The following is a 25,072-nucleotide window of genomic DNA, read 5'->3' on the forward strand; positions in this document are numbered from 1 at the left end:
CTTAATCGGGAATAACCGCCGTGGCTTCGATTTCCACCAGTGCTTCGTCTTCGATGAGCGCGACGACCTGCACCGCGCTCATCGCGATATCGTAGTCGCCGATCAGCTCGCGAAACGCCGCGCCGATTTCCTTCGCCGCCGCGAGATACGCGCGTTTGTCCGTCACGTACCACGTCATGCGCACGAGGTGCTCGGGCTTGCCGCCTGCTTCGCGCAGAATCGCCACGACGTTGCGCAGCGCCTGGGTGGCCTGCGCGCCGAACTCGTGATTCACGAAGCGCGCCTGTTCGTCCCAGCCGATCTGTCCGGCGATATACACCTGCGTGCCGCGCACCGCGACGCCGTTCGCGTAGCCGCGCGGCTTGAGCCAGCCCGAAGGCAGAAGCGTCTTTTTCATGAGCGTGTCTCCTCTTGCAATGCGCGGCTCGTGCCCGGCGCGAACCGTTCGATGGCGCGGGCGATGTCGCCGGGAATGTCGATCGAGCGGCCATCGTCGAGCGATGTCGTCACGAGAACCTGCTTCGCGCGAAAGCGCACTTCGCCATCGCAATGACCGACGATGTCGATGCGAATCGAGCGCTGTCCGACGGAATCGACAGCCAGCGTGAACGTCACCGTTTCACCCATGCGGCTCGGCCGCGAGAACTCGCAGTTGAGCTTGACGATGGGCAGCCCGACGCGACGCGCGGAGATCATCGCTGCATAGTCGATGCCGAGCGCGTCGTTGAACCAGTCCTCGACGAGCGCGTTCGTCATCACGAGGTATTGCGGGAAATAGACGATGCCCGCCGGGTCGCAATGCGCGAAGCGGATGCGCATCGGCATATCGAAGGCTTGCGTCATCGTTGACGTTCTCCGTGCGCTTTCAACAAGTCTCGTCCGACGATCAACTGCTGCACTTCCGTCGCACCTTCATAGATGCGCAGCGCGCGAATCTCGCGGTAAAGCGATTCGACTGCCGTGCCGCTTTTCACGCCGAGGCCGCCCCATAACTGCACGGCAGCATCGATCACTTGTTGGGCGCCTTCGCTCGCGTGCCACTTCGCCATGGCTGCTTCGCGTGTGACGTTCTCGCCCTGATCGCGCAACCACGCGGCGCGATAGACGAGCAGCGCGCTCGTGTCGATGGTCAGCGCCATCTGGGCGAGCTTTGCCTGCGTGAGCTGGAAGTCGCCGAGCGTCTGGCCGAACATCTTGCGCGACGCGGCGCGATCGAGTCCCTCCTGCATTGCGCGGCGCGCGAAGCCCAGCGATGCGGCCGCAACGGACGTGCGGAAGATGTCGAGCGTGCGCATGGCGATCTTGAAGCCTTCGCCTGGCGCGCCGAGCATCTGGCTGCGCGGCACGCGCGCCTTGTCGAAATGCAGCCGCGCGAGCGGATGCGGCGCGATCACGTCGATGCGTTCGGCGATCTGCAGCCCCGGCGTATCCGCATCGACGATGAACGCGCTGATGCCGCGCGCGCCCGGTGCTCCGCCGGTGCGCGCGAACACGACATAGAAATCCGCGATGCCGCCGTTCGAGATCCATGTCTTGTCGCCATTCAGCACGTAGTCATCGCCGTCGGCGCGCGCATCGAGCGACATCGCCGCGACATCCGAGCCTGCGTCGGGCTCCGACAATGCGAACGCCGCGAGTGCCGTGCCGTTCGCGACACGCGGCAGATAGCGCGCCTTTTGCTCGTCGGTGCCGGCGAGCGAGATCGCGCCGGAGCCGAGGCCCTGCATGGCGAAGGCGAAGTCCGCGAGGCCGTCGTGCTTCGCGAGCGTTTCGCGAAGCAGACACACGGCGCGCGTGTCGATCGACTCGTTCGATGCGCCGTATTGCGTCCCGCCGACGCAATGCTTGAGCCAGCCCGCGTCGCCCAGCATCCGCACGAGGCGCTTGCAGGCGGCGTCGGTATCGGCGTGATCGACGTGCTTCAGATGCGTGTGCGCCCATGCATCGACATCGCGCGCGAGTACGCGATGCCGTTCATCGAAGAAGGGCCACGCGAGCGCGCTGTGCAGATCGACGTTCATTCAATCACCTTCGAAGACGGGGCGCGTTTTCGCGGCAAACGCGCGATATGCGCGCTCGAAATCGCGCGTGCTCATGCAGATGGCTTGCGCCTGCGCTTCCGATTCGATCGCTTCGTCGATGCTCATGCTCCATTCCTGATGCAGCATCTTCTTTGTGATGCCGTGCGCGAAGGTCGGGCCTGCGACGAGTTCGGATGCGAGCTTCGCGGCTTCGTCGAGCAAAGTCTCGGGCGTGCAGAGGCGGTTGTAGAAGCCCCAGTCGTAGCCTTCGTCGCCGCTCGCGGCGCGGCCCGTGAAGAGCAGTTCGGCCGCACGTCCCTGGCCGATGATGCGCGGCAGGATCGAGCACGCGCCCATGTCGCAGCCCGCGAGGCCGACACGTGCGAACAGGAACGCGAGCTTGCTGCGCGAAGTGCCGAGACGCATGTCGGAGGCCATCGCGAGGATCGCGCCCGCGCCCGCGCATACGCCATCGACGGCGGCGACGATCGGCTGCGGGCAATGGCGCATCGCCTTGACGAGATCGCCGGTCATGCGCGTGAAGAGCAGCAGCTCGGGCATCGGCAGATCGATGAGCGGCGCGATGATTTCATGCACGTCGCCGCCGGAACAGAAGTTGTCGCCCGCGCCGTGAATCACGACGGCTTTCACATCGGTCGCATAGGCGAGCTGGCGAAAGAGGTCTCGCAACTCCGCATACGACTCGAACGTCAGCGGGTTCTTGCGCTCGGGGCGATTGAGCATGATGGTCGCGACGCCGTTCGTCACGGACCAGCCGAAGTGCGTCGCGCGATAGTCCGCGAGCGTCATGCGATTGCCGGCGAGAAGCGCGGCGGCGGCGGATGAGGTCATCGCTGTCTCCTTCAGTCCTTTAGCGTATTCATCAAATGCTGCTTCAGTTTGCCGAGCCGCTGATGCGTCTGCGATTTTTCATTCAGTTCGAGGCCGCCGAACATTTCGACGACCCATTGCTCGTGCGCGGTCGCCATCTTGTCGAATGCGGCGCGGCCTTGCGGCGTGAGACGCACGCTGATCGAGCGGCGATCATTCGGATCGATGTCGCGCGAGACGAGTCCTTCCTTTTCGAGCTGATCGGTGATGCCCGTCACGTTGCCGCCGGTGACCATCATGCGGCGCGACAGCTCGGTCATCTTCAGGCCTTCCGGATGACGTTCGAGCTGCGCCATCAGGTCAAAGCGCGGCAAGGTCGTATCGAACTCCGTGCGCAGGCGTTTGCGCAATTCGGCTTGCACCAGGTTCGTCGTCGTCAGCATGCGCAGCCACAGGCGCAGTCCCATGTGGCTGTCGGCGCCCGTGCTCATTTCCAGATCGACGACGTTGTCCGCCGGCTTTTCTATGCCCTTGCGCGGCGTTTTCGGCTCCGTCGGGGCGGTCGTTTTCTTGTTGCGTGCGGCGTGGGTCACGTTACTTCTCCACCTGATACGGAAATAGATTGGCCGTTCATCGAATCGGAGCCGGGGGCGCACAGCCATAGCACGGCGTTAGCGACTTCTTCCGGTTGCACGAAGCGGCGTTGCGGGTTGTGGCGCACGAGGGCATCGCGCGCATCCTGTTCGCTGCGCGAGGTCTTCGACATGATCTGATCGAGCGACGCGCGCAGCAGTTCGGTTTCGGTATAACCGGGGCACACTGCATTGACGGTGACGCCTTTCGTCGCGACTTCCGCAGCCAGCGCGCGCGTGAGGCCGATGACGCCGTGCTTCGCCGCGCAGTAAGCGGCGACATACGCATAGCCGATTTGCCCCGCCGTACTCGCGACATTCACGATGCGGCCATAGCCGCGTTCGAGCATGGAAGGCAGCACGGCGCGCGTGCAGAGAAATACACCTGTGAGATTCACGTCGAGCATGCGTTGCCAGAGCGCGGCATCGGTATGCGTGAAGGGCGCGGCTTGCGCGTGGCCCGCGTTGTTGATGAGGATGTCGGCAGGACCGGCGCGCGAAAATGCTTCCTCGACGGCGGCTTCGTTCGTGACATCGACGCTGATGCACGCGACGTCGCCATGCGCGCGCATCGCTTCGCGTTGTGCTTCGAGGCGCGCGCGATCGCGGCCCATCAACGTGACGCGCGCGCCCGCCCGTGCGAGCGCTTCTGCGCACGACGCACCGATGCCGCTGCCTCCGCCCGTGATGACCGCGTGCTTGTCTGCGAGAGCCGTCATGATCAGACCGTTCCTTCCGCGCGTTGGGCGCGTTCCTGTGGCGTGAGGCGCGCGTTGTCGGCGGCCAGCGCTCGCTCGCGTTCCAGGTTGCGTTCGAGTTGCGATTTGGCGGCGGCGTACTGCTTCGGCCACGCGATGTCGAAGTAACCGATCTTCGCGGCTTCGTTCAACGTCCACGCCGGATTCGCGAGATGCGGACGCGCCACCGCGCAGAGATCCGCGCGTCCCGCCGCGATGATGCTGTTCACATGATCCGCTTGCGAGATCGCACCGACGGCGATCGTGGCAATGCCCGCTTCGTTGCGGATGCGATCCGCGAACGGCGTCTGGAACATGCGGCCGTACACGGGCTTTTCCTGCTTGCTGACCTGCCCCGACGACACGTCGATCATGTCCGCACCTGCTGCCTTGAATGCGCGTGCGATTTCGACCGCGTCGTCCGGTGTCGTGCCGCCATCCACCCAGTCGTGCGCGGAAATGCGAACGGACATCGGCCTGTCTTGCGGCCATGCCGCGCGCATCGCCTCGAATACTTCGAGCGGATAGCGCAGACGGTTTTCGAGCGAGCCGCCGTACTGGTCGGTGCGATGATTCGTTAGCGGCGACAAAAAGCTCGACAGGAAATAGCCGTGCGCGCAGTGCAATTCGAGCCAGTCGAAGCCCGCTTGCGCGGCCATTTCGGCGGCACGCACGAATTGCGCTGCAATTCCACGCAGTTCTTCATGCGACGCCTCGCGCGACCATTGGCTCACGCCTTGCACGTACTGTTGCGGCGAAGCGGAGACGAGCGGCCAGTTTCCATCAGGCAACGGCTGATCGATGCCTTCCCAGCTCACGCGCGTCGATGCCTTCGCGCCCGCATGACCGAGTTGCATGCCGATCTTCGCATCCGATTGCGCATGCACGAAATCGACGATGCGCGTCCACGCGGCGAGATGCTCCGGCGCATACATGCCGGGACATCCCGGTGTGATGCGCGCCTCGGGCGACACGCAGGTCATCTCCGTCATGACGAGCGCGGCGCCGCCCATCGCGCGCGCGCCGAGATGCATCAGGTGATAGTCGCCCGCGACGCCATCGACGGCGGAATACTGCGCCATCGGCGATACGACCACGCGGTTCTTCAGCGTGACGCCGCGCAGCTTGAACGGCGTGAACATCGGTGGAATGGAGCGTTGCTGTGCAGTGCGCTCGATACCCGCGCGCGCGGCGAGCCAGTCTTCGAACGAGGCGACATAGCGCGCATCACGTTCGCGCAGGTTTTCATGCGAGATGCGCTGCGAGCGCGTAAGCAGCGAATACGCGAACTGCTCCGGTTCGAACGCCGCGTAACGGTCCACATGCTCGAACCATTCCGTCGAATTGCGCGCGGCGTTCTGGATGCGCAGCACATCCACGCTGCGCACCTGCGTGTAATGCGCGAGCGCGCCTTCGAGATCGCCGTTCTGCCTGGCGAATGCCGTGTCGATGCTGTTCGCGAGTTCGATCGCGTCTTCGAGCGCGAGCTTGGTGCCCGAACCGATGGAGAAGTGCGCGGTATGCGCCGCATCGCCCATCAGCACGACGGGCGTGCGCTTGCCGTTCGCGCCATCGCGCCAATGCACCCATTCACGATTCACCACGCGCGGAAAGCGAATCCATTGCGCCGAGCCGCGCAAGTGCGTGGCGTTCGATATCAGCGCGTGACCGTCCAGATACTTCGCGAAGAGCTTTTCGCAAAACGCGATGCCGTCGTCCTTGCTCATGTCGGCGAGGCCGGCTCCGCGCCATACGCGCTCGGGCGCTTCGACGATGAACGTCGACGTGTTCTCGTCGAAACGATAGGCATGCGCCTGGAACCAGCCCCACTCCGTCTTTTCGAATGCGAACGTGAAGGCGTCGAAACACTTGTTCGTGCCGAGCCACACGAAGCGGCAATCGCGCAGATCGATGTCGGGTCGATAGGTCGACGCGTATTTTTGCCGGACCGCGCTGTTCGCGCCATCGCTCGCAATGATGAGGTCCGCCTCGTAGTCTTCGTCGTTGACGACTTGCGTCTCGAAGACGAGCTTTACGCCGAGATCTTCGCAGCGTGCCTGCAGGATATTCAGCAGACGTTTGCGGCCGATGCCGCAGAAGCCATGCCCCGACGAACGGATCGTGCGGCCGCCGACGTGGACTTCGATGTCGTCCCAATGATTGAAGGCATCGAGGATGGCGTCGGCGCTTTGCGGGTCCGCCGCGCGCAGGTTGCCGAGCGTCTGGTCGGAGAACACGACGCCCCAGCCGAACGTGTCGTACGGCCGGTTGCGCTCGACGACGGTGATGTCGTAGCCAGGGTGGCGGTGCTTCATCAAAAGCCCGAAATACAGGCCCGCCGGGCCTCCGCCGATGCAGACGATGCGCATGCTTGCTCTCCGACCGTTGTCTTCTCACGTCGATAATTTAGGTTTTGATAGTTTAGATGTCAAGTAAATAGTGGGCTGGAGGGCAGTCGCCCGCGACCCTTGCGCGTAACTACCGGAGGCGAGTCACCTTGTAGCTTGCGGTGGCATTCGTCGGAACGCTGAATCCGAGCGCGGACGATGTCAGTCTGTTTCTACCGATCGAGCACGCATGTCTTGCCGAAGCGTCGCAGGCGCAGGCACGTACAGCATTGTTCGCGCGCTACAGCCTCGCGGGCGCGCTCGCGGGCGCGCGCTCGGTGCGCTGCTGGCCGGCGTCCCCGACTGGGTCGCTGCGCATTCCGAAATATCGGCGCTTTCGGCCATGCGAGTCATGTTCATGGTGTGCGCCCTGTCGGGACTCGCGATCCTGATCCTGTACCTGTACATGCCATCGCATCAGCCAGCTACCACCAACGTTCCCGCCGCGCTCGCGGGTGTTTGCCTCGGCGACCGGAACGAATGAAGTCGTGGCGATCGACAGTCACGCGGCATATCTTCGTCAACGTTCAAACGCGTCGGCAACTGGTCGAGATCGACCTTTCGACGGGTGCAATCGCGGCGCGGATCGACTTGCCCGGAGCAGACGGGAATCACGGCTTGCTCATCGTTGGGCAAGCCAGACTCGCCTTCATTGCGTGTGAAGGCAACAGCAAATTGCTGGTGCTGGACATGCGCACAATGCGTGTCTCCCAATCGTTCGACGTGGGACGAAATCCGGACGTACTGGCGCTCGATGCTTCGGCGAGCACGGTGTATGTGGCTGGCGAGGGCGGTGTCGTCCCGATGTTCCGTTTTGACGGGACTCATGTGGCAAAAGTGGGCGAAGGTTCTCTGGGGCCGAACGCTCATGTCGTGTATGTCGATCCGGCGACGCATCGATCGTACTTCGCTCTCAAGGATCTCAACGGTCATCCGGCGTTGCGCATCATGGCGCCGCAGTGATGCTGGCATCGTGCGCTGATAGCTGCAAGGGTGCTGCGCGGGTTTGCCCCTAGCTCGCGATAAACAAATGGAATTGCTTTGCGAGAAAATTTGATTGGATTTCCATCGGGTGCGGACCTATCGTGCGTAGTCCGATGCGGCAATCCGCGCGCTCGCATCGAAATAACGGCCTCGCCGACAGAACAAAATATCCAGGAGACTTACCCATGGAGCAATCCTCCGCGGTGCCGCGTGTGCCGGAGTCGGACGCCAGCGCCGCTCAGAACATCGCTTCCAACGATCGAGCTACGCCAAGGGTGCGGCGAATCCAGCGTACCGCGCTTGCTCTTCTCCTCCTGAGCGGGGTCATCAACTACATCGATCGCGCAACGCTATCCATCGCGAATCCGCTGATCCGGCAGGATCTCGGGCTTTCGGTCGGGGAAATGGGCCTGCTGCTTTCCGCGTTCCTATGGGCTTATGCGTTTGCGCAACTGCCGGCGGGCGCATTGGTCGATCGCTTCGGCGCGCGGATCATGCTTACCGTCAGCCTCGCGACTTGGTCGGTGGCGCAAGCCTTCGGCGGCGTCGTGAGCAGCTTCGGCCAGTTCTTCGCCGCTCGCATGGTGCTGGGAATCGGGGAGGCGCCGCAATTTCCGACGAGCGCCAAAGTCGTTCGCGACTGGTTCGGCAAGAAAGAGCGTGGCGCCGCGACCGGCATCTGGAACAGTTCATCGACGCTGGGCACCGCAATATCGGCGCCTTTGCTGACAGTCGTAATGTTGACCGTGGGATGGCGATGGATGTTCGGCATCATGGGAATCGCCGGGCTCGTCGTGGCACTGTGTTTCTTTCTCGTGCATCGCGACCCGCGTCAGGTCGACCTGACGCAGCGGGAGCGCGCGTATCTCACCGACGTCGATGGTGAAATCCAGAGCCGCCCGACATGGCGCGAGTGGCGCCGTCTGTTCGAGTTCAGCACCACGTGGGGCATGCTGCTGGGATTCTTCGGCACGATCTACGTCTTGTGGCTCTACAACGCGTGGTTGCCGACGTATCTGCAAATGGAATTTCACCTGACCATCGCGAAGTCGGGGTGGGTGGCGGCGGTCCCCTATCTCTTCGGCGTAGTGGGCAGCCTTTCCGGCGGAAAGATTTGCGACGTGCTCGCTCGGCGAGGGGTGTCGGCGATCAACAGCCGGAAGTACCCGATGGCCGCCTCGCTTTTCGGTGTCGCCGTGTTTACGGTGCTGACTGGCCTCACGCACAGCGCGACACTGGCGGTCGTATTCATCTCGATCTCGATGTTGCTCCTGTATGTGTCGAGCAGTGCGGCCTGGGCGACGGCGTCCGTTGCCGCGCCCTCCAACTGCACCGCGTCGATCGGCGCCATGCAGAATTTCGGGGGCTACTTCGGCGGCGCGCTGGCACCGGTCGTCACGGGCTTCATCGTGCAGCAGACACGCTCGTTCCAGCCTGCGCTCTTCGTCGGGGCGGGCGTTGCCGCCGTCGCGCTGATCGGCTACTGGCTGCTCGTGCGCGGCCCGATTCCGCCGGCGGCGCTGGCCCAGGACGCGTAACCGCAACACAGCGCTGCTGCGAGCGAGAGTCAGAGACTCTCGCTCGCCTCGACTCAGCCGGTCAGTGCATCAGGAAACCCGATCTCATAGCGCCGAGCGCAGGCCTCGAGTGCCGGTGCGATCGTCGGGTGCAGCGCGACTCCGTCGCGTAGTTGCTCGCGCTTGAGGCTCAATCCGCGATCGCCCGGCATCCGCACACCCGACGTTCCAGGGCGCGGCGGATTGTCCCGACAGGCATCGCCGAGCCAGTCCATTTGCCGCGCGAACGCGGCGGGACCGCCAAAAGCCGCCGGATCGTATAACGACACAAACACGGTGGCGCCCCATCCCTCGGCGGGATCGGCCCGGCCGTGACCGGCGAGACCTCCCGTCAGCGCCTCGATCATCAACGCTAGCCCGAAGCCCTTGTGTCCCCACGTCATGCCGCCGACCGGGAGAATCGATCCCGGAGGCTCAGTGGACAGCACGGCGGGATCGCGGCTGGGCTGACCGTCCGCATCGAGAAAACATGCCTCCTCGAAGAGTTCGCCGGCCTTGTGTCGGCGCGCGGTCATGCCGTTCGTCACGGTCGACGAGGAGATATCGATCAGAAACGGCGTGCCCGATGTCGGAATGCCCGCCGCGATCGGATTCGGTGTAAATACCGAACGCGTGCCGCCATGAGGGGCCACGCTTTGCACCGCCGGGTCGGAGCTGCCGAGCACGATCATGAATCCGTCGGCAGTGGCCTTTTCCAGATAACTGGCAAGACAGGCGATGTGATGACTGCGCCGAATCACGAGCGTCGCGCTCCCGTATTCTCGTGCTCTCGGCGCGAGTGTTTCGATGCCGCTGAGCACGAGCCACGGGCCGGGAAGACGCCGGCCATCCCACAACAGGCTGGCGCCCCGGTCCGCCACGACCTCGGGCTCGCCGGAGCACGTCATCGTGGCGTTTTCAATCTCACGGATATAGCCGGGCAGCAGCGCGAGCCCGTGCGTATCGTGTCCCATCAAGTCGCCATCGACGAGCGTACGGGCGACTGCCAGCGCTTTGACGTCGTCCATTCCGGCCCTGACCAGCAGACGCTGTGCGAAGCCTTGCAGTTCATCGGCGGAGTACCGGGCTTGTGTATTCATCGTGATCGCGTCAGTAAGGTGGTTGTTGGAAGCTGCCGGGCAAGTAAAGGCCCGATGCGCTCTGGATTGTCCATTGCGCTTTTGATAAGCGTCCAATCGAGAATTGCGTAAAATCAATTCCATCTGGTTATGAGTCTCTACGCGTTTGCCCTATGCCTCAAGATTCGAATAACTCCGCTATTTCAGCGCTGACGAAGCTGCGCTTCAGGCATCTGCAGTTGCTCGAACTGCTCGGGCGTACGCGCAACCTCCGTATTGCGGCTGAGCACATGCACATCACGCAGCCGGCCGCGACGAAGATTCTGAGCGATCTGGAGGCGATGTTCGGTGCGCCGCTCTTCGAACGGCTACCGCGCGAAATGCGGCCGACCGATCTTGGAACGCTCTCCGTCCGCTACGCCGGCACCGCGCTATCCAGTCTCGGCAAGTTTTCGAACGAGTTCGCGACACTGAAGAACGGCGGCTATGGACATCTCACGGTGGGTTTCATTCCGGCTTCCGCCGCACAACTCGTGACCGCGGCTATCAAGGAGATCCAGCGCCGGCGCCCGAGACTCATCATCAAGCTGGTCGAGCAAAGTAGCGATCAGCTCGCGACATGGCTCGAGGAAAGGCGACTCGACGTGATGGTCGGGCGCCCGACAGAGCCACGACACGAAGCGCTTTTCCATGTGGTCGATCTATTGGCGGAGCCTGCACGTACGGTCGTCGGGCAGCATCATCCGTTGCTGAAGCGGCGGCGCATGGAGATCACCGATCTCGGCCAGTGGCCTTGGATCCTGTATCCCCAAGGCACCGCCATGCGGCAGCTATTCGAAGAGACGTTCGCGGCGGCGGGGATGATCGCGCCGGTGGGTATCGTGGAAACGCCCTCGATTTTTTCGACGCTGGAGTTGCTGCAGGCCACCGACATGATCTCCCTTCAACCACAGGCCGCGATGGACAAGTACGTCAAGCATGGCCTGCTTGGATACCTGGACGTGCCGATACGGCGGACGCTGTCGAATTACAGCGTTATTACGCGAAAAGACGAAGCCACTTCGCAAGCGATGGACGAGTTCGTTGCCATCCTCCTGGCAATCGCCGCGCAATACCGGGTAGTCGACAAGACTGGTGCGGGCGCGCGTTTCCCGGTTTCGTAAGCAAGGGCAGCGTCCGCATTCTCTCATTCTCTATTTCTCATCGAATCGGTAAGTTTTTCGCGCACTTTCCATCCGCCAGGCGAACTTCCTCGAACGTAGCCATCAAGTTTCGCCTTTATCGACCGACAAAGCTTCGTATGGAGTTGAGTGCGAAGAAGCCGCGCGGCAGTCCGCTGCATTTGCCGTGGCGCGGTTTTGCGACGCAAGAGAGTGGCCCCGGGTAGAAGAAGTTGGCCGTGGCGATGTGGTCTTTATCGAAGAAGCGTGGATTGGTACGGATGCTTACGAAGAATGCGACGGTAGGGCCGGCGGCTGGCGGGGTGGGGCCAGCATGCATCGAGCAAACGCAAGACGGCGATGGCCCGCGAGCCGGTCTGCGCCCGCGTGACGCTGCGCAGGCTCGTCGATGAAGCCGTCCGTTCCGTTCCGCCTGTTCCTCGCGATGGCTACCGGCGCGATCTACGCCGCGGCATTGCCGGCCGTCGCCGCCAACGCGCCCGTCGACGCAACCGTTCCTGCCGCCGTCAGCGACGCGGCCTCGATCCACGTGCCGTTCTCCGCGCTGGGCGCGTATGAGCCGCTGCATCTGCGCGGCCTGGAGGACGCACGCTCGGTCTCGCTCGGCGTGCGGCTCGACCGCGTCGTGACCGGCGCGCGCCTGCGTCTGCGCTATACGTATTCTCCCGCGCTCGCGTTCGCGCTGTCGCACGTCAAGGTGTCGATCAACAACGAGGTGATCGCCACCGTGCCCTTCGACAAGGAGCACGCGGGAACGATGGTCACGCAGGACATTCCCGTCGATCCGCACCTGTTCACCGATTACAACCAGTTCGGCCTGCGCTTCATCGGCCATTACACGCTCGATCATTGCGAAGATCCGGCCAACACCGCTTTGTGGGCCGACGTGAGCCCGACGAGCGAATTCATTCTCGACACCGCGCCGATCAAGCTGCCGAGCGATCTCGCGCTTCTTCCCGCACCGTTCTTCGACCCGCGCGACGTGAGCCGCCTCACGCTGCCGTTCGTGCTGCCCGCGTCGCCCGACAGCGCAACGCTCAAAAGCGCGGGCGTTCTCGCCTCGTGGCTCGGCGCGCTCGCCGATTACCGCAACGCGCGTTTCCCGGCGCGCACGTCGCTGCCGGCGAACGAGCACGCGCTCGTCGTCGGCACGCGCGCGCAATTGCCCGCCGAATTATCGGCGCATGCGGTGCTGCCGGAGATAGACGGGCCGACCATCTTCGTCACCGACAACCCCGCCTCGGCGGACCGCAAGCTGCTCGTCGTGACCGGGCGCACCGCCGCCGAAGTGGACGACGCGACCTATGCGCTGGTGCTCGGTCGCGCGGCGATGTCGGGTGCTTCGGTCAAGGTCGCGCACGTCGATATCGGCAAGCCGCGCGAGCCCTACGATGCGCCGCGCTGGATGCCGACCGATCGCCCGGTCGCCTTCAAGGAACTCGTCGACGACCCGTCGCAACTGCAGGTCTCGGGCGGCACTCCCGATGCGATCCGCCTGAACCTGCGCGTGCCCGCCGACCTCTTCGCGTGGAACAGCGCGGGTGTGCCGCTCAACCTGCGCTACCGCTACACCGCGCCGACGGTGCAGAACAACTCCGCGCTCGCCGTCGACGTCAACGACCAGCTCGTGAAGTCGTTCCGCCTGCCGCCCGCCCGCAGCGACGACAGCCAGGGCCGCTTCCAGTTGCCGCTCTTGTCGGGCGTCAACAGCGGCTCGGCGAGCGCGCTCGATATTCCGGCGTTTCGCGTAGGCAGCTCGAACCAGCTGCAACTGCGCTTTAACCTCGATTCGCAGAAGACCGGACTGTGCGCCGGCGTGCAGAACAACCCGGCGCGGGCGGCGGTGGACCCGGATTCGACCATCGACTTCTCCGGTTTCGTGCACTACGCACAGATGCCGAACCTCGCGTACTTCGCCAACAGTGGCTTTCCGTTCACGCGCCATGCGGACCTGGCGCAGACGGCCGTCGTGATCCCGGATCATCCGAGCGACGCCGAGCTCGAGACGATGCTGACGATGCTCGGCCACATGGGCCAGTGGACCGGCTTTCCCGCGCTGCGCGTGACGATCGCCCGTCCCGGCGATGTCGCGGCCCTCGCGCAGAAGGATCTGCTCGTGATCGGCGGCTCGCCGTCATCGCCGGTGTTCGCACGCTGGCACGACGCGCTGCCGCTGTCGCTGTCGATCGCGGGCGGGCGCGCGGCGGGTGCCGCCGCGGCGAACGACGGCATCGCACGTGCGTCCTTCTCGGTCGGCGAGCGCTGGCGCGACGGCAAGCTCGCCACGCATGGCGGCGCATCGCTCGATCAGAGCGGCCCGCTCGCCGCGATCATGGGCTTCGAGGCGCCCGGCGCGGCGGGGCGCAGCGTCGTCGCGCTGGCGGCGACCGGCGACGGCCGCCTCGGCGACCTGCTCGACGTGCTGGAGCGCTCCGACCGCGTCTCGCAGGTGCAGGGCGATCTGTCACTGGTGCGGCGCGGCGGCGTCGACAGCACGCGCGTCGGCGATACCTATGTGATCGGCTACGTACCGTGGTACGCGAAGCTGTGGAGTCTCGCGGTCCGGCATCCGGCGCTGCTCGGTGTGCTCGGCGCGCTGGCGGGCCTGCTGCTCGCGATCGGCGCGTTCACCGGGCTTCAGGAACTGGCCGCGCGCCGCCGGGGCATCTGAGCGATGACCGTTCTTCTCTCGCGCCGCATGACGCGTCCCGCCCGCCGGAGCATGTGAATGAAGGCTCCGGTCTTACTGCGCGCGGCGTGCGTGGCGTCGATCGTATGCGCATCCGGCACGGCTGGCGCGAACGCGTTCGGGGCAAGCGTGGCCGACGGGCCGCACGGCGCGCCCGCGCAGGCCGCAGCCATGACGGCATCCGGGCCGTCGTCCGGTCATCCGCGCGTCTGCGCATCGTGGGCGCGCTGGGAGCGGTTCAGGCGCGACTTCGTTTCGAAGGACGGGCGCGTGATCGACGTCGGCTCGGCTGACGAACGCACCGTTTCCGAAGGTCAGTCCTACGCGCTGTTCTTCGCGCTCGTCGCCAATGATCGCGCGAGCTTCGACACGATCCTGCACTGGACCGAGCACGAACTCGCGCAGGGCGATCTCGCTTCGCACCTGCCCGCGTGGCTGTGGGGCCGCGACGAAGCCGGCCAGTTCCGCGTGCTCGATGCCAACGCCGCATCCGATGCCGATCTGTGGATCGCCTACGCGCTCCTCGAAGCCGGCCGCGCGTGGGGCGAGCGCAGCTACACGGCGCGCGGGACATTGCTCGCGAAACGCGTGCTCGACGAGGAAGCCGCCACGCTGCCGGGCCTCGGGCCCACGCTGCTGCCCGGGCCGGCGGGGTTTCATCCCGCCGCCGATACCTGGCGCGTGAATCCGAGCTACGCGCCGCTGCAAGTCATACGCGGTATCGGCGCGCACCTGCCGGACGACACGCGCTGGCCGCGCCTCGCCGCGACGAGCGCGCGCATGCTGATCGATACCGCGCCGCGCGGGTTCTCGCCCGACTGGGCGCTCTACCGCGCGAAAGGCTTCGCCCCCGACGAGCAGACCCAGGCCGAGAGCGCCTACAACGCGATCCGCGTCTATCTGTGGGCGGGCATGCTCGCCGCCGACGACGACGCGCGAACGAAACTGCTCGAACGCTTCGCGCCGTTCGCGGCGTATATTGAGCGGCACGGCGCGCCGCCCGAGCGCGTCGATACGCGCACCGGCACGCCGGGAGAAAACGACGGCAACGCGGGATTCTCCGCCGCCGCCGTGCCGTTTCTCGCCGCGCGCGGCCAGAGCGCACTCGCGGATGCGCAGGCGGCGCGCGCGGACCACGAAGCGGCGCCGGGCTACTACACGAGCGTGTTGATGCTCTTCGGCCTCGGCTGGCGCGAAGGGCGCTTCAGCTTCGCGGCCGACGGCACGCTGCACAGCGCGGCATCCGAATGCGGAGCCGCCAGATGATGCACGGACCCAGGCTGAACCGGACCGCGATCAGCGCGGCGCTCGCGTCGGCGAGCGTCGTCTGTGCGACGCAGATGCTCGCGATGCCGGCGCACGCCATGCAGCCGCCAGCCACGACGCCCGCACCCGCACCCGCGCCCACGCTCGCGCCGATGCCCGCGATGGCGGCGCGTCTCTACGCCACGGCGCGCGTCTGGGGCAACAAGCATCGCGACGATCTCGCGCTGCAGGCGATCGACAAGGCGCTGCTGATCGCGCCCGACGATCCGCGCCTGCTTGCCGAGCGCGTGCGCGCGCAATTGCGCCTCGGCAAGACTCAGGCGGCCCAGACGGCGCTCGCGCGCATGCAGGCAATCGCCCCAGACGCTGCGATCACGCACCAGGCCGCCGACGAATATCGCGTCGCCGTGAACGGACGTCAGGAGATGGCGACCATCCGCCTGCTGTCGCGCAGTGGCCAGACGGAAGAGGCCGCGCGCCGCCTGGGCCTGCTCTTTCCGCACGGCGCGCCGTCGGGCGCGCTCGGCGCGGAGTACTGGCAGATCATCGCGGCGACGCCCGCGCACCGCCGGGAAGCGCTCGACGCGCTGCATCGCCGTGTCGCGGCCGATCCCGCGGACACGGACGCTGCGCAGACGCTCGCGCGCCTGCTCGGCACGGACGAGGCGACACGCGCCGAGGCGAACCGCATCGCATGGAATCTCGCGACGCGCACCGACACCGACCGTGCCGCCGCGCTCGACGTCTGGCGTCACGTGCTGGAGAAGGCAGGCGCGGACCCCGCGTATCTGCCTGCGTTGCGCGCGTACCTCGTGCTCGTACCCGACGACGCCGAATTCCGGGACCGCGCCGATCAGCTCGATGCGCGCATCGAGGCCCAACGCCGGCTCGAACGCGATCCCGACTACATCGCGCGCGAACGCGGGCTCGCTGCGCTGTCACGCGGCGATCTCGCCGCGGCCGCGCCGCTGCTCGCGCGCGCCGCCGCCGCACGTCCGGCCGACGCCGACGCCATTGGCGGCCTCGGTCTGGTGCGCATGCGCGAGGGCAATCGCGACGAGGCGCGCGCGCTCTTCGAGCGTGCCGCCGCGCTCGCGCCCGACAATCGCGCCAAGTGGCAGAACCTCGCACGCACGGCGCAGTTCTGGGGCACGCTCGCGAAAGGCCGCGAAGCGGCCGGGGCGGGCAGACCGCAGGACGCCGAACGCTTCGCGCGCGAGGCGCTCTCGGTCGAGCCGGCCAGCGCCGACGCGAAATTGCTGCTCGCCGACGCGCTGCTCGCGCAGGGCGACTGGCGCGCCGCCGAACCGATCCTGCGCGCACAGCTCGCGGACCGCGAGCCGAGCCTGTCGGCGCTGCGCAGCACGCGCACGCTGCTCGAACGCACCGGACGCGGCGATCAGGTCGAGGCGCTCATCGACGCGCTGCAAAGCCGCTTCACCGCCGCCGGCGATCGCGACAGCCTCGCGCAGATGCGCGCCGAGCTTGCCGCGAGCGACGCGCAGCAGCTCGCCGCGCAGGGCCAGAACGGTCCGGCCGCGCAAAAGTACGAAGCGTCGCTGCGCGCCGATCCGGATCAGCCCTGGACGCGCTTTGCGCTCGCGCGCCTTTATCAGAACCTCGGCCTGCCGCAACTCGGCCGCGCCGTGATGGACGACGGCCTCGCACGCGCGCCCGGCGCCCAGATGCGCTATGCGAGCGCGCTGTACCGCAATTCGCTCGACGATCTCGCGGGCGCACAGGCCGCGCTGGCTGCCGTGCCGGAGTCCGAGCGCAGCGACGCGATGCGCGCCTTCGCCCGCAATCTCGATGCGCAACAGGCGCTGGCCGATGCACGCGCGGCGCTCGCCCGCGGCGACGCGCAGGCCGCGCGCGTATCGCTCGGGCGCGCGCAGGGTTTCGCGCAGGACGATCCGAACATGCTCGCGTCGATCGGCTCCCTTTACATCGACCAGGGCGAGACGCAACGCGGCCTCGCGCTGCTCGCGGACTGGATGGCCGCGCATCCGGAAGACACCGACGCCGACGTGCGGCTGCGCTATGGCGATCTGCTCGGCAGCACGCGCGAGGACGATGCGCTCGCCGCGCTGCACGCGACGCTGCGGCGCGACGGCGGGCTCACGCCGCGCCAGTCGGAGCGTCTCGAAGATCAGGCGCTGCGCCTCGCGCTGCGTCAGACCGACGATGCGATCGCAACCGCCGACTATGGCCGCGCCCGTTCGGTGCTCGAGACCGTGAGCGACGCCGGCCGCCGCGACAAGCGCTACGCGTTCGAAGTCGCGGACCTCGCCCGCGCGCAGGGCCGCAATCGCGAGGCGCGCGCCGCGCTTGAGCCGCTGCTCGCACGCATGCCCGACGATCCCGAGACGCAGCTCGCGTATGCCCGCGTGCTCGGCGACGATGGCGCGCACGACGAGGCGCTCGCGATCGTGCGCCGCGTGGTGGACGCCGCGCCGCCCGATGATATCGACACGCGCCTCTCGGCCGCGCGCAGACTTTCCGCGCTGCGCCGCCCGCGGGAGGCGAGCGGAATCACGGAGGCGCTGCGCGTCGCGTATCCGGCGCGCCCGGATGTCACCGTGCAGGCGGGCCGCGTCGCCGAGGATCTCGGCGAGTACGACAGCGCCGCGTCGCTGTATCGGCTCTCGCTCGCGCAGGAGCGCGCGGCGGGCATCGGATCGGGCGCGGGCTTCAGCACGCCGGCCGGTTCGATCCGCCCGACGCCGGGCCAGGCCGCGCTCGACGATCTCGATCAGCGCCGCAATCCGGAAGTCGAGACGGCGTGGATTCCCGCGTACAAGTCCGGCGATGCGGGCGTCTCCGCGTATCACGCACAGCAGGTTCCGGTGTACGTGCAGATTCCGTATCGCTACGACGGGCACTTCTTCGCGCACGTCGATGCGGTCCATCTCGACGCGGGCACGCTCGAGGCGGACGCGCTCCTCCATCCGGAGCAGCTCACCACGACGGGCCTGTCCTACACGGCGCAGACATTCGGCACGACCGCCGCCTACTACGGCAATCCCCAGGCGCTGCAGACCTTCCTCAACGCCTCGCCGGTCACCGAAGGCGACCTGCATCAGCACGCCAACGGTCTTGGCGGCGGCGTGGGCTATACCTCGGATGCCTGGCGCATCGATGCCGGCTCGACGCCGATCGGCTTTCCGGTGCATTACCTCGTCGGCGGGGTGCGCTACAAGTTCGACGCCGGTCCGGCGAGCCTGTCTTTTTCGGCATCGCGCCGCCCCGTGACGAGCAGCGAGCTGTCGTACGCGGGCCTGACCGATCCGATCACGCATACGACCTGGGGCGGCGTGCGCCGCGACGGCATCGACATGCACGCAGGCGCCGACATCGGCGCGGTGAGCACCTTCGCGGATATCGGCGTGGGCGAGCTGACCGGGCGCAACGTCGCGAGCAATCAGGAGTTCATCCTCAGGACCGGCTTCAATGTGCCGATATTCAGACAGGCGACGATGCGCGTGCTGACCGGTCTCGTCGGCAACGTCTGGCATTACACGGACAACCTGCGCTACTACACCTACGGGCAGGGCGGCTATTACAGCCCGCAGCGCTATCTGTCGCTTGGCGTGCCGGTCGAATGGATCGGGCGGCGCAACGATTTCACGTGGGATGTCACCGCGACGGTCGGCATATCGAACGCGTACGAGAAGGACTCGCCGTATTTTCCGATCGGCCTGCCATCGGTCGCGGGGCTTGCTGCGAGCCAGTCGAACAACGTGTTCGGCGGCAGCTCGACGAACGGCGTGAGTTTCTCCTACGGCTTTGCCGCCGTCGTGCAGTACCGCGTGAATCCGTATTTCGTGGTCGGCGCGCGTCTGAACATCGACCATTCGCACGACTACGCGCCGAGCTCGGGAATGATCTACGCGCGCATCGCGTTCTCCGCGCGCAAGGACGATTTCCGGATCAGCCCGACGCCGGTGCGTCTCTATTCGAGTTACTAGACGGGCGGCGAAACATGCTTCGGATAACGCCCGGGGCGCGCGCGGCGCGTCAGGGATTGCAGGAACGGACCTAAGTGAGCAACGACTCCAACCGACCCGATGGCGCATCGAGCGCCTCGCCTTCACGAACCGGAACCGGCATCTTCGCCGCGCTGTTCCGGCTCGTCCGCGCGCGCCTCGGGGGTGGCCAGCCCGCACCGTGCCGCCTTGCCGTCGATGGACTGCCCGACGATCTCGCGACGCTCGCGCCGGGTGCGCTTTATACGGTGCATGTCGCGCCGCGCTCGCCGGAATGCGATGCGCTCGTCTGGGCCAGCGCGCGCGCAGCGCACACGCGCCACGTGACGGTCGTGCTCGCGCGCGAACGCGCGCAGGCCGCCGCCCGGTTGCGCGAACTCGGCTTCTCCGGCGAGCCCGCGCCGGGATGGCCACGCCGCCTGAACGTGCTCGCGATGCCGGATGACACATCCGGCGAAACGCCCGGACGCGACGGCGAAGGTGCGCCGCCGCTTGCGCTCGCGCGCCTGTTCGGCGCGCTGCGCGCGCTCAAACGCTTCGGCCTGCGCTCGAATGCGCTCTATCTGGTCGAAGGCGCCGAGCGCTGGTTCACCTGGCGCGACTCCGATGCGCTGGCGCGCGAAGGACGGCTGCTGGCGAACTGGTGCGCGGCGCGCGGCATCACGATGGTGCTGCTGCTCGGCCCGCACGCCGGCGCGAGCGATGCCGATACCGACACCGGCGAACATCAGGACCCGGACGATGCCGCCGGTTCGACCGGACGCAGCGCCCTCAACGGCGCGTGCGCGGGCGCGGCTCGCGTGCGGCGCACGCACGGCGAGCTGCTCTGGCAAGTCGACTTCTGGCGCACCGGCCGGGCGCTCGTGACCGGCGACATGCATGCGCTGCGCTTCACCGAAGACGGCCGCCTGAGCGTCGCGTCGCCCGAGCAGCAGGGCGAGGCGAGTCATGCGACGCTCATCGCGCGCGACGAGCAGCGCGTGGTCGTGAGCCGCGATGTGGTCGGCGAGGAGCCCTGGGTCCCGCGCGAGTGGGACGTGCTCGACGGCCACGACGCCGTGCTCGCTGCCTGCGCGGGCGCGCGCGCTGCGACGGTCGTGCTGGCGCATCGGGACGGCGCGCAACTCGAGGCGCTGTGTGCGGCCGTGCATACGCTCAGGCACACGTGCGGCCGGGCGCTGAAGATCGCGGTGGTCGAGCGCGGCGAAGTGCTTCGGCATCAGTACGAGTTGTTGATGCTGAGCCTCGGCGCGAACCTCGTGGTCGCGCGCGACGTGCCGTTCTCGCGCATCGAATCGCTGCTCCAGTCGCTGCAAGGACAGCTCTATACGCGTCCGCTGGTTTCCGACTACCGCACGGCGCTTGCCGCGTCGCTTGCCGGCACGGCGACCGGTTATCTGAACGTCAGCGCGTTCTGCGCGCACGTGGAAGGCGCTGTCGCTCGTGGCGCAGTGCTGCGGTTGCCGCACGTGCTCGTCAGACTGACGCTGCCGGCCACGCTCGCACATGTCGACGCGCTTGCCCAGTGCAAGCCGCGCCGTGCGGGCGATGTGTTTACCGCCGATGCCGCGCATCTGTACGTGTTCCTGTTCGCGTGCCGTCTCGCCGACGCCAACGCCGCGCTCGCGCGCATCTTCGGCGGCCCCGTGACGCGCATCGCGACCGACATCGCGTACCTGTCGAACGAAGGCATCGCGGCCGAACTGAAGGCGCTCGAAGCGTCCAGCCGGCGTGTGCCCGCCGCCGATTACAGCGATCTCTTCCGGACGGCCGCGGCCGTCGCGCCGGACGCGCACGCCGTGCCCGCGTCGCAAACGCAGACGCGAAGCGAGGACGAGCCGGAAACGGTACGTCGCGCGCGCGAGGCACTGCGTGCACTCGAAGAGGCGCTCCAGACCGAGGCATCGAAAGCCACGCAGGGCGACGCGCGTGCACCGGCCACACGCCGCGCGGTCCCCGCGCGCATGCCGCTCGCCGCGTCGAAGAACTGAACCGGACCCCATCATGGACATTCTGCTGATTTCCGTTCTGCTCGGCGCGCTGGCCGGCGTGCCGGCATGGATCGTATGGCAGCGCGGCAGCGTGCGCCACGGCATGGCCGCCGTGCGCCGTTTCGATCCGCGCGACGCGGTGCCCTGCCGAATCGAAGCCGTCGCGCTCGACGCGCGGCTCGTGCCGGACGCGGATGCGCCGCCCGTCGCCGATAGCGCCGAGGCCCGCTCATGAAAACCATCGCCTTGATTTCGACGACCGGCGGCGCGGGCCGCACCATGCTCACGGCCTCGCTCGCCGTGCTGCTCGCGCGCCTCGGACGCGAAGTGGTCGCGCTCGACTTCGATCCGCAGAACATGCTCGGGGCCTGGCTCGGCCTCGACTCGCTCGCGGGAGAAGGCATCTCACGGGCGCTGACGGACGCCTCGCACGCCTGGCATGAGCGCACCTGGCGCAACGACGAAGGCGTGCTCTTCGTGCCGCATGGACAGCTCACGCTCGACGAAGCCGCCGCGAGCGCCGCGCGTCTCGCCGCGGACCCGCAATGGCTCGCGCGCGCGACCGGCGAGATCGGGCTCGCGGACACGGGCATCGTATTGATCGACACGCCGCGCTATCCGTCGCCGCATGCCGATCACGCCGCGCGCGCCGCCGATCTCGTGCTGTGCATCTGTGCGCCCGAGCCGGCCGCGTGCGCAACGCTCGTTGCGCACCTTGCCGCGCTGCGCGAGTCGTGCGCCGATGTGCAGCTCGTCGTCAACCGGCTGAATCCGGCGCGCGAAATGCAGCGTGACGTCCTCGCGATGCTGCGCGTCGCGGCCGGCGCGCCCGTCGCGCAGCGCATCCATCTGGACGCGGCGATGCCTGAATCTTTTGCACGCGGCGGCTGGCTTTTCGACGAAGCGCCGCATTCGCAGGCATCGCACGATCTGCACGGACTCGCGCAGCACGTCGATGCCTGGCTGCCCGCGCTGACCGCAAGCGAGCCGTCATGACGCGCGGGGACCGGCGTCAGGAAAGCGCGGGCCTGCGCGAGCGCATCATCGGCTGGATGGCGCGCGGTCTCGGTCTTGCCGGCGAGCGTTCGCTGCTCCACTGGTGCCTGCGGCTGTTCTTCAAGCCTCCTCGCGCGGGCCGGCGCGACATCGCCCGCGAGCTGCTGCGGCGGGTCGCCCGGTGCGGCATCGTCGGCTGGATCGCGCGCGGCCTCGGCCTGCCCGACGAACGCTCGCCGCTCGACTGGTGCGTGCGCCTCTTCTTCAAGCCGCCGCGCGCGGGCCGGCGCGACCTTCCTCGCGTGCTGCTGCGTGCGTTCGTGTTGCGCTGGGCGGCGCAGTGGGGCGTCATCGACGTGCGCCGTCCACGCGAATGGCTGCTGCGCGCGCTCGTGCGGCCGCCGCGCGCGCGCGCCCGCACGCTGTCGATGGTCGAGCGCGTGCGCGCCGCGCTGGACCGCATCGAGCGCATTCTGTCGCCGGGGGTCTATGCGTTGGTGTGGATCAGCCGGCGCGCCGGCGCGCTGCTCGACGCGCTGCCTTGGGCGCGCTGGGGCGACGAACTCGAAGGCGGCGCGAAGCGCGTCGGCCGCGCACGTGTCGTGCTGCCGGCGGTGGTCGCGGCGGGCGCGCTGCTCTGGACCGTGGTCGGCACATCGCCGCTCGCCGCAGGCGGCCAGTTCGTGTTCTTCGCCGTGCTGACCGGAATCGCGCTGATGATCCGCCGCCTGCCGGGCCGCATGCCGGTGCTGATTCTCGCCTCGCTCGCGCTGCTCGTGATGGTGCGCTACGTCTGGTGGCGCACCACGCAGACGCTCGACTTCCGCACGCCGGGAGAGGCCATCGTCGGCTATGCGCTGTTCGGCGCGGAAGCCTATACGTGGATGGTCATGCTGTTCGGCTTCGTCCAGACCGCGTGGCCGCTGGCGCGTGCCGTCTCGCCCCTGCCCGACGACCCCGCCGACTGGCCGAGCGTCGATGTCTACATTCCGACCTACAACGAGCCGCTTTCCGTCGTGAAGCCGACGCTGTTCGCCGCGCAGGGCATCGACTGGCCCGCGGACAAGCTGCGCATCTACCTGCTCGACGACGGCCATCGCCCCGAGTTCGAGGCGCTCGCGCGCGAGGCGGGCATCGGCTACGTGACGCGCGACGACAACCAGCATGCCAAGGCGGGCAACATCAACCGCGCGCTCGCGAAGACCCAGGGCGAGTACATCGCGATCTTCGACTGCGATCACGTGCCGACGCGCTCCTTCCTGCAGGCGACGATGGGCACCTTCTTCGCCGATCCGAAATGCGCGCTCGTGCAGACGCCGCATCACTTCTTCTCGCCCGACCCGTTCGAGCGCAACCTGAGCACGTTCCGCCGCGTGCCGAACGAAGGCAACCTGTTCTACGGGCTCGTGCAGGCCGGCAACGACCTGTGGAACGCGACTTTCTTCTGCGGCTCCTGCGCGGTCATCAAGCGCGCGCCGCTGGAAGAGGTGGGCGGCATCGCCGTGGAGACCGTGACCGAGGACGCGCATACGGCCCTCAAGCTGCACCGGCGCGGCTACACCACCGCGTATCTGCCCACCGTGCAGGCCGCGGGCCTCGCCACCGAGAGCCTCGCGAGCCACATCAAGCAGCGCACGCGCTGGGCGCGCGGCATGGCGCAGATCTTCCGCATCGACAATCCGTTTCTCGGCCGCGGGCTCGGCTTCTTCCAGCGCCTTTGCTACGGCAACGCGATGCTGCACTTTTTCTATGGCATCCCGCGTCTCGTCTTCCTGACGATGCCGATGTGGTACCTCTTCTTCGGGATGTACTTCATCAACGCGGCCGCGACGACCATCGCGAGCTTCGTGCTGCCGTATATCGTCATCGCGAATATTGCGAACTCGCGCATGCAGGGGAAGTTCCGTCATTCGTTCTGGGCGGAGGTGTACGAGTCCGTGCTCGCGTGGTACATCGCGCTGCCCACCACGATCGCGTTCTTCAGCCCGAAGCACGGCAAGTTCAACGTGACCGACAAGGGCGGGCGCATCGACGAGACCTACATCGACTGGGCGATGAGCAAGCCCTATCTCGTGCTGCTCGGCGTGAACGCGCTCGCGATGGCGTTCGGTCTGCTACGCCTCGTGTCGGGCGCGGGCGACGAAGGCCCCACGATCCTGATGAACGTGTTCTGGACCATCTACAACCTGGCGATGCTCGGCGCGGCGGTGAGCGTCGCGCGGGAGGCGAAGCAGGTGCGCGTCACGCACCGCATCGCCATGCGCATGCCGGCGACGCTGGTGTTCCCGGACGGCAGCACGCTCGCGTGCAGCACGAGCGACTACTCGACCGGCGGTCTCGGCCTCGTCGTCGATGCGGACCTGCCGCTGCAGCCGGGCGACACGCTCGGCGTGGTCGTGAGCCGGGGTGAGCGGCAGTTCCACTTTCCGGTGCGCGTGACGCGCAGCGCAGGCTCGCATCTCGGCGTGCGCTTCGACGCGCTGAGCCTCGAGGACGAACGGCGCCTCGTGCAATGTACGTTCGGGCGCGCCGACGCGTGGCTCGACTGGGACGAGCGCACCGACGAGGACGCACCGCTCAAGGGGCTCAAGGAAGTGCTGCTGATGGGAGTCGAAGGCTACGTTCGGCTGTTCGAAGGCGCGCGTCGCGCGCTCGCGGCAAGACTCGCGCCGGAACGCGCGCCATAAAGATTCGGCCGTTCGTGCCGAAGAACAGCTGCGAACAAACGCATAGAAA

Annotated in this window: 18 protein-coding genes and 1 pseudogene; 11 read left to right on the top strand and 8 right to left on the bottom strand. The window is 67.0% G+C overall.

All coding sequences use genetic code 11. The features are described from left to right. Position 1: 1 nt before the first annotated feature. The 7 genes from NCR38_RS25875 to NCR38_RS25905 are packed head-to-tail and all read right to left on the bottom strand — an operon-like array spanning position 2 to position 6,590. Positions 2 to 397, bottom strand: a complete 396-nt coding sequence (locus tag NCR38_RS25875; RefSeq protein WP_061116236.1) for a RidA family protein — start codon at positions 395 to 397, stop codon at positions 2 to 4. Beyond that, positions 394 to 843: a thioesterase family protein gene (locus tag NCR38_RS25880; protein ID WP_061116237.1), complete on the bottom strand. Its 450-nt coding sequence runs from the start codon at positions 841 to 843 to the stop codon at positions 394 to 396. The genes NCR38_RS25875 and NCR38_RS25880 overlap by 4 nt, the downstream gene beginning before the upstream one ends. Next, entirely contained in the window at positions 840 to 2,021 is a 1,182-nt protein-coding gene (locus NCR38_RS25885; protein ID WP_061116238.1) for an acyl-CoA dehydrogenase family protein, read from the bottom strand. Before NCR38_RS25885 ends, NCR38_RS25880 begins: the two co-directional genes overlap by 4 nt. Then, positions 2,022 to 2,873, bottom strand: coding sequence for an enoyl-CoA hydratase family protein (locus NCR38_RS25890; protein WP_061116239.1), 852 nt, complete (start codon positions 2,871 to 2,873; stop codon positions 2,022 to 2,024). Between the two features lie 11 nt (positions 2,874 to 2,884). After that, positions 2,885 to 3,445, bottom strand: a complete 561-nt coding sequence (locus NCR38_RS25895) for a MarR family winged helix-turn-helix transcriptional regulator (RefSeq protein WP_061116240.1) — start codon at positions 3,443 to 3,445, stop codon at positions 2,885 to 2,887. After that, a complete protein-coding gene (locus NCR38_RS25900; protein WP_061116241.1) occupies positions 3,442 to 4,203 on the bottom strand; it encodes an SDR family NAD(P)-dependent oxidoreductase in 762 nt (253 codons plus the stop codon). Before NCR38_RS25900 ends, NCR38_RS25895 begins: the two co-directional genes overlap by 4 nt. Positions 4,204 to 4,205: 2 nt before the next feature. Next, positions 4,206 to 6,590 carry a bifunctional salicylyl-CoA 5-hydroxylase/oxidoreductase gene (locus NCR38_RS25905; RefSeq protein ID WP_061116242.1) on the bottom strand — a complete coding sequence of 795 codons (2,385 nt, stop codon included), beginning with the start codon at positions 6,588 to 6,590 and terminating at the stop codon, positions 4,206 to 4,208. 134 nt (positions 6,591 to 6,724) lie between these two features. Between NCR38_RS25905 and NCR38_RS25910 the strand changes: the two are divergent. The 3 genes and pseudogenes from NCR38_RS25910 to NCR38_RS25920 form a co-directional block, all read left to right on the top strand. After that, a pseudogene (locus NCR38_RS25910) lies at positions 6,725 to 7,066 on the top strand (MFS transporter); the annotation flags it as partial. A 22-nt stretch (positions 7,067 to 7,088) separates the two neighbouring features. Continuing rightward, the gene (locus NCR38_RS25915) at positions 7,089 to 7,571 is read left to right on the top strand and encodes a YncE family protein (protein ID WP_061116244.1); all 483 of its coding nucleotides are present in this window, start codon (positions 7,089 to 7,091) and stop codon (positions 7,569 to 7,571) included. 206 nt (positions 7,572 to 7,777) lie between these two features. Continuing rightward, positions 7,778 to 9,130 (top strand): MFS transporter, encoded by a 1,353-nt coding sequence (locus NCR38_RS25920; protein WP_061116245.1) that lies wholly within the window; start codon positions 7,778 to 7,780, stop codon positions 9,128 to 9,130. Positions 9,131 to 9,183: 53 nt separating this feature from the next. On the opposite strand, the gene NCR38_RS25925 is transcribed toward NCR38_RS25920, so the two are convergent. Further along, positions 9,184 to 10,248: an Ldh family oxidoreductase gene (locus NCR38_RS25925; protein WP_061116246.1), complete on the bottom strand. Its 1,065-nt coding sequence runs from the start codon at positions 10,246 to 10,248 to the stop codon at positions 9,184 to 9,186. A 152-nt stretch (positions 10,249 to 10,400) separates the two neighbouring features. Here NCR38_RS25925 and NCR38_RS25930 point away from each other — a divergent pair, with 152 nt between their 5' ends. From NCR38_RS25930 to bcsA, 8 genes are all read left to right on the top strand, one after another. Next, on the top strand, positions 10,401 to 11,390 hold the full coding sequence (locus tag NCR38_RS25930; protein WP_061116247.1) for a LysR family transcriptional regulator: 990 nt from the start codon (positions 10,401 to 10,403) through the stop codon (positions 11,388 to 11,390). A 406-nt stretch (positions 11,391 to 11,796) separates the two neighbouring features. Beyond that, a complete protein-coding gene (gene bcsB / locus NCR38_RS25935; protein ID WP_061116248.1) occupies positions 11,797 to 14,079 on the top strand; it encodes a cellulose biosynthesis cyclic di-GMP-binding regulatory protein BcsB in 2,283 nt (760 codons plus the stop codon). A 57-nt stretch (positions 14,080 to 14,136) separates the two neighbouring features. Then, positions 14,137 to 15,363 carry a cellulose synthase complex periplasmic endoglucanase BcsZ gene (gene bcsZ / locus NCR38_RS25940; protein ID WP_409219309.1) on the top strand — a complete coding sequence of 409 codons (1,227 nt, stop codon included), beginning with the start codon at positions 14,137 to 14,139 and terminating at the stop codon, positions 15,361 to 15,363. Continuing rightward, positions 15,363 to 19,331 carry a cellulose synthase subunit BcsC-related outer membrane protein gene (locus NCR38_RS25945; RefSeq protein ID WP_409219310.1) on the top strand — a complete coding sequence of 1,323 codons (3,969 nt, stop codon included), beginning with the start codon at positions 15,363 to 15,365 and terminating at the stop codon, positions 19,329 to 19,331. Before bcsZ ends, NCR38_RS25945 begins: the two co-directional genes overlap by 1 nt. A 74-nt stretch (positions 19,332 to 19,405) precedes the next feature. Beyond that, on the top strand, positions 19,406 to 21,340 hold the full coding sequence (gene bcsE, locus NCR38_RS25950) for a cellulose biosynthesis protein BcsE (protein ID WP_250477788.1): 1,935 nt from the start codon (positions 19,406 to 19,408) through the stop codon (positions 21,338 to 21,340). Between the two features lie 13 nt (positions 21,341 to 21,353). Beyond that, positions 21,354 to 21,575 carry a hypothetical protein gene (locus NCR38_RS25955; protein ID WP_061116251.1) on the top strand — a complete coding sequence of 74 codons (222 nt, stop codon included), beginning with the start codon at positions 21,354 to 21,356 and terminating at the stop codon, positions 21,573 to 21,575. Then, positions 21,572 to 22,336, top strand: coding sequence for a cellulose biosynthesis protein BcsQ (gene bcsQ / locus NCR38_RS25960; RefSeq protein WP_061116252.1), 765 nt, complete (start codon positions 21,572 to 21,574; stop codon positions 22,334 to 22,336). Before NCR38_RS25955 ends, bcsQ begins: the two co-directional genes overlap by 4 nt. After that, positions 22,333 to 25,023, top strand: a complete 2,691-nt coding sequence (gene bcsA, locus NCR38_RS25965; protein WP_250477789.1) for a UDP-forming cellulose synthase catalytic subunit — start codon at positions 22,333 to 22,335, stop codon at positions 25,021 to 25,023. The genes bcsQ and bcsA overlap by 4 nt, the downstream gene beginning before the upstream one ends. Positions 25,024 to 25,072 lie beyond the last annotated feature (49 nt).

This window comes from Caballeronia sp. INML1 (genome assembly GCF_023631085.1).
Lineage (GTDB): Bacteria > Pseudomonadota > Gammaproteobacteria > Burkholderiales > Burkholderiaceae > Caballeronia > Caballeronia turbans.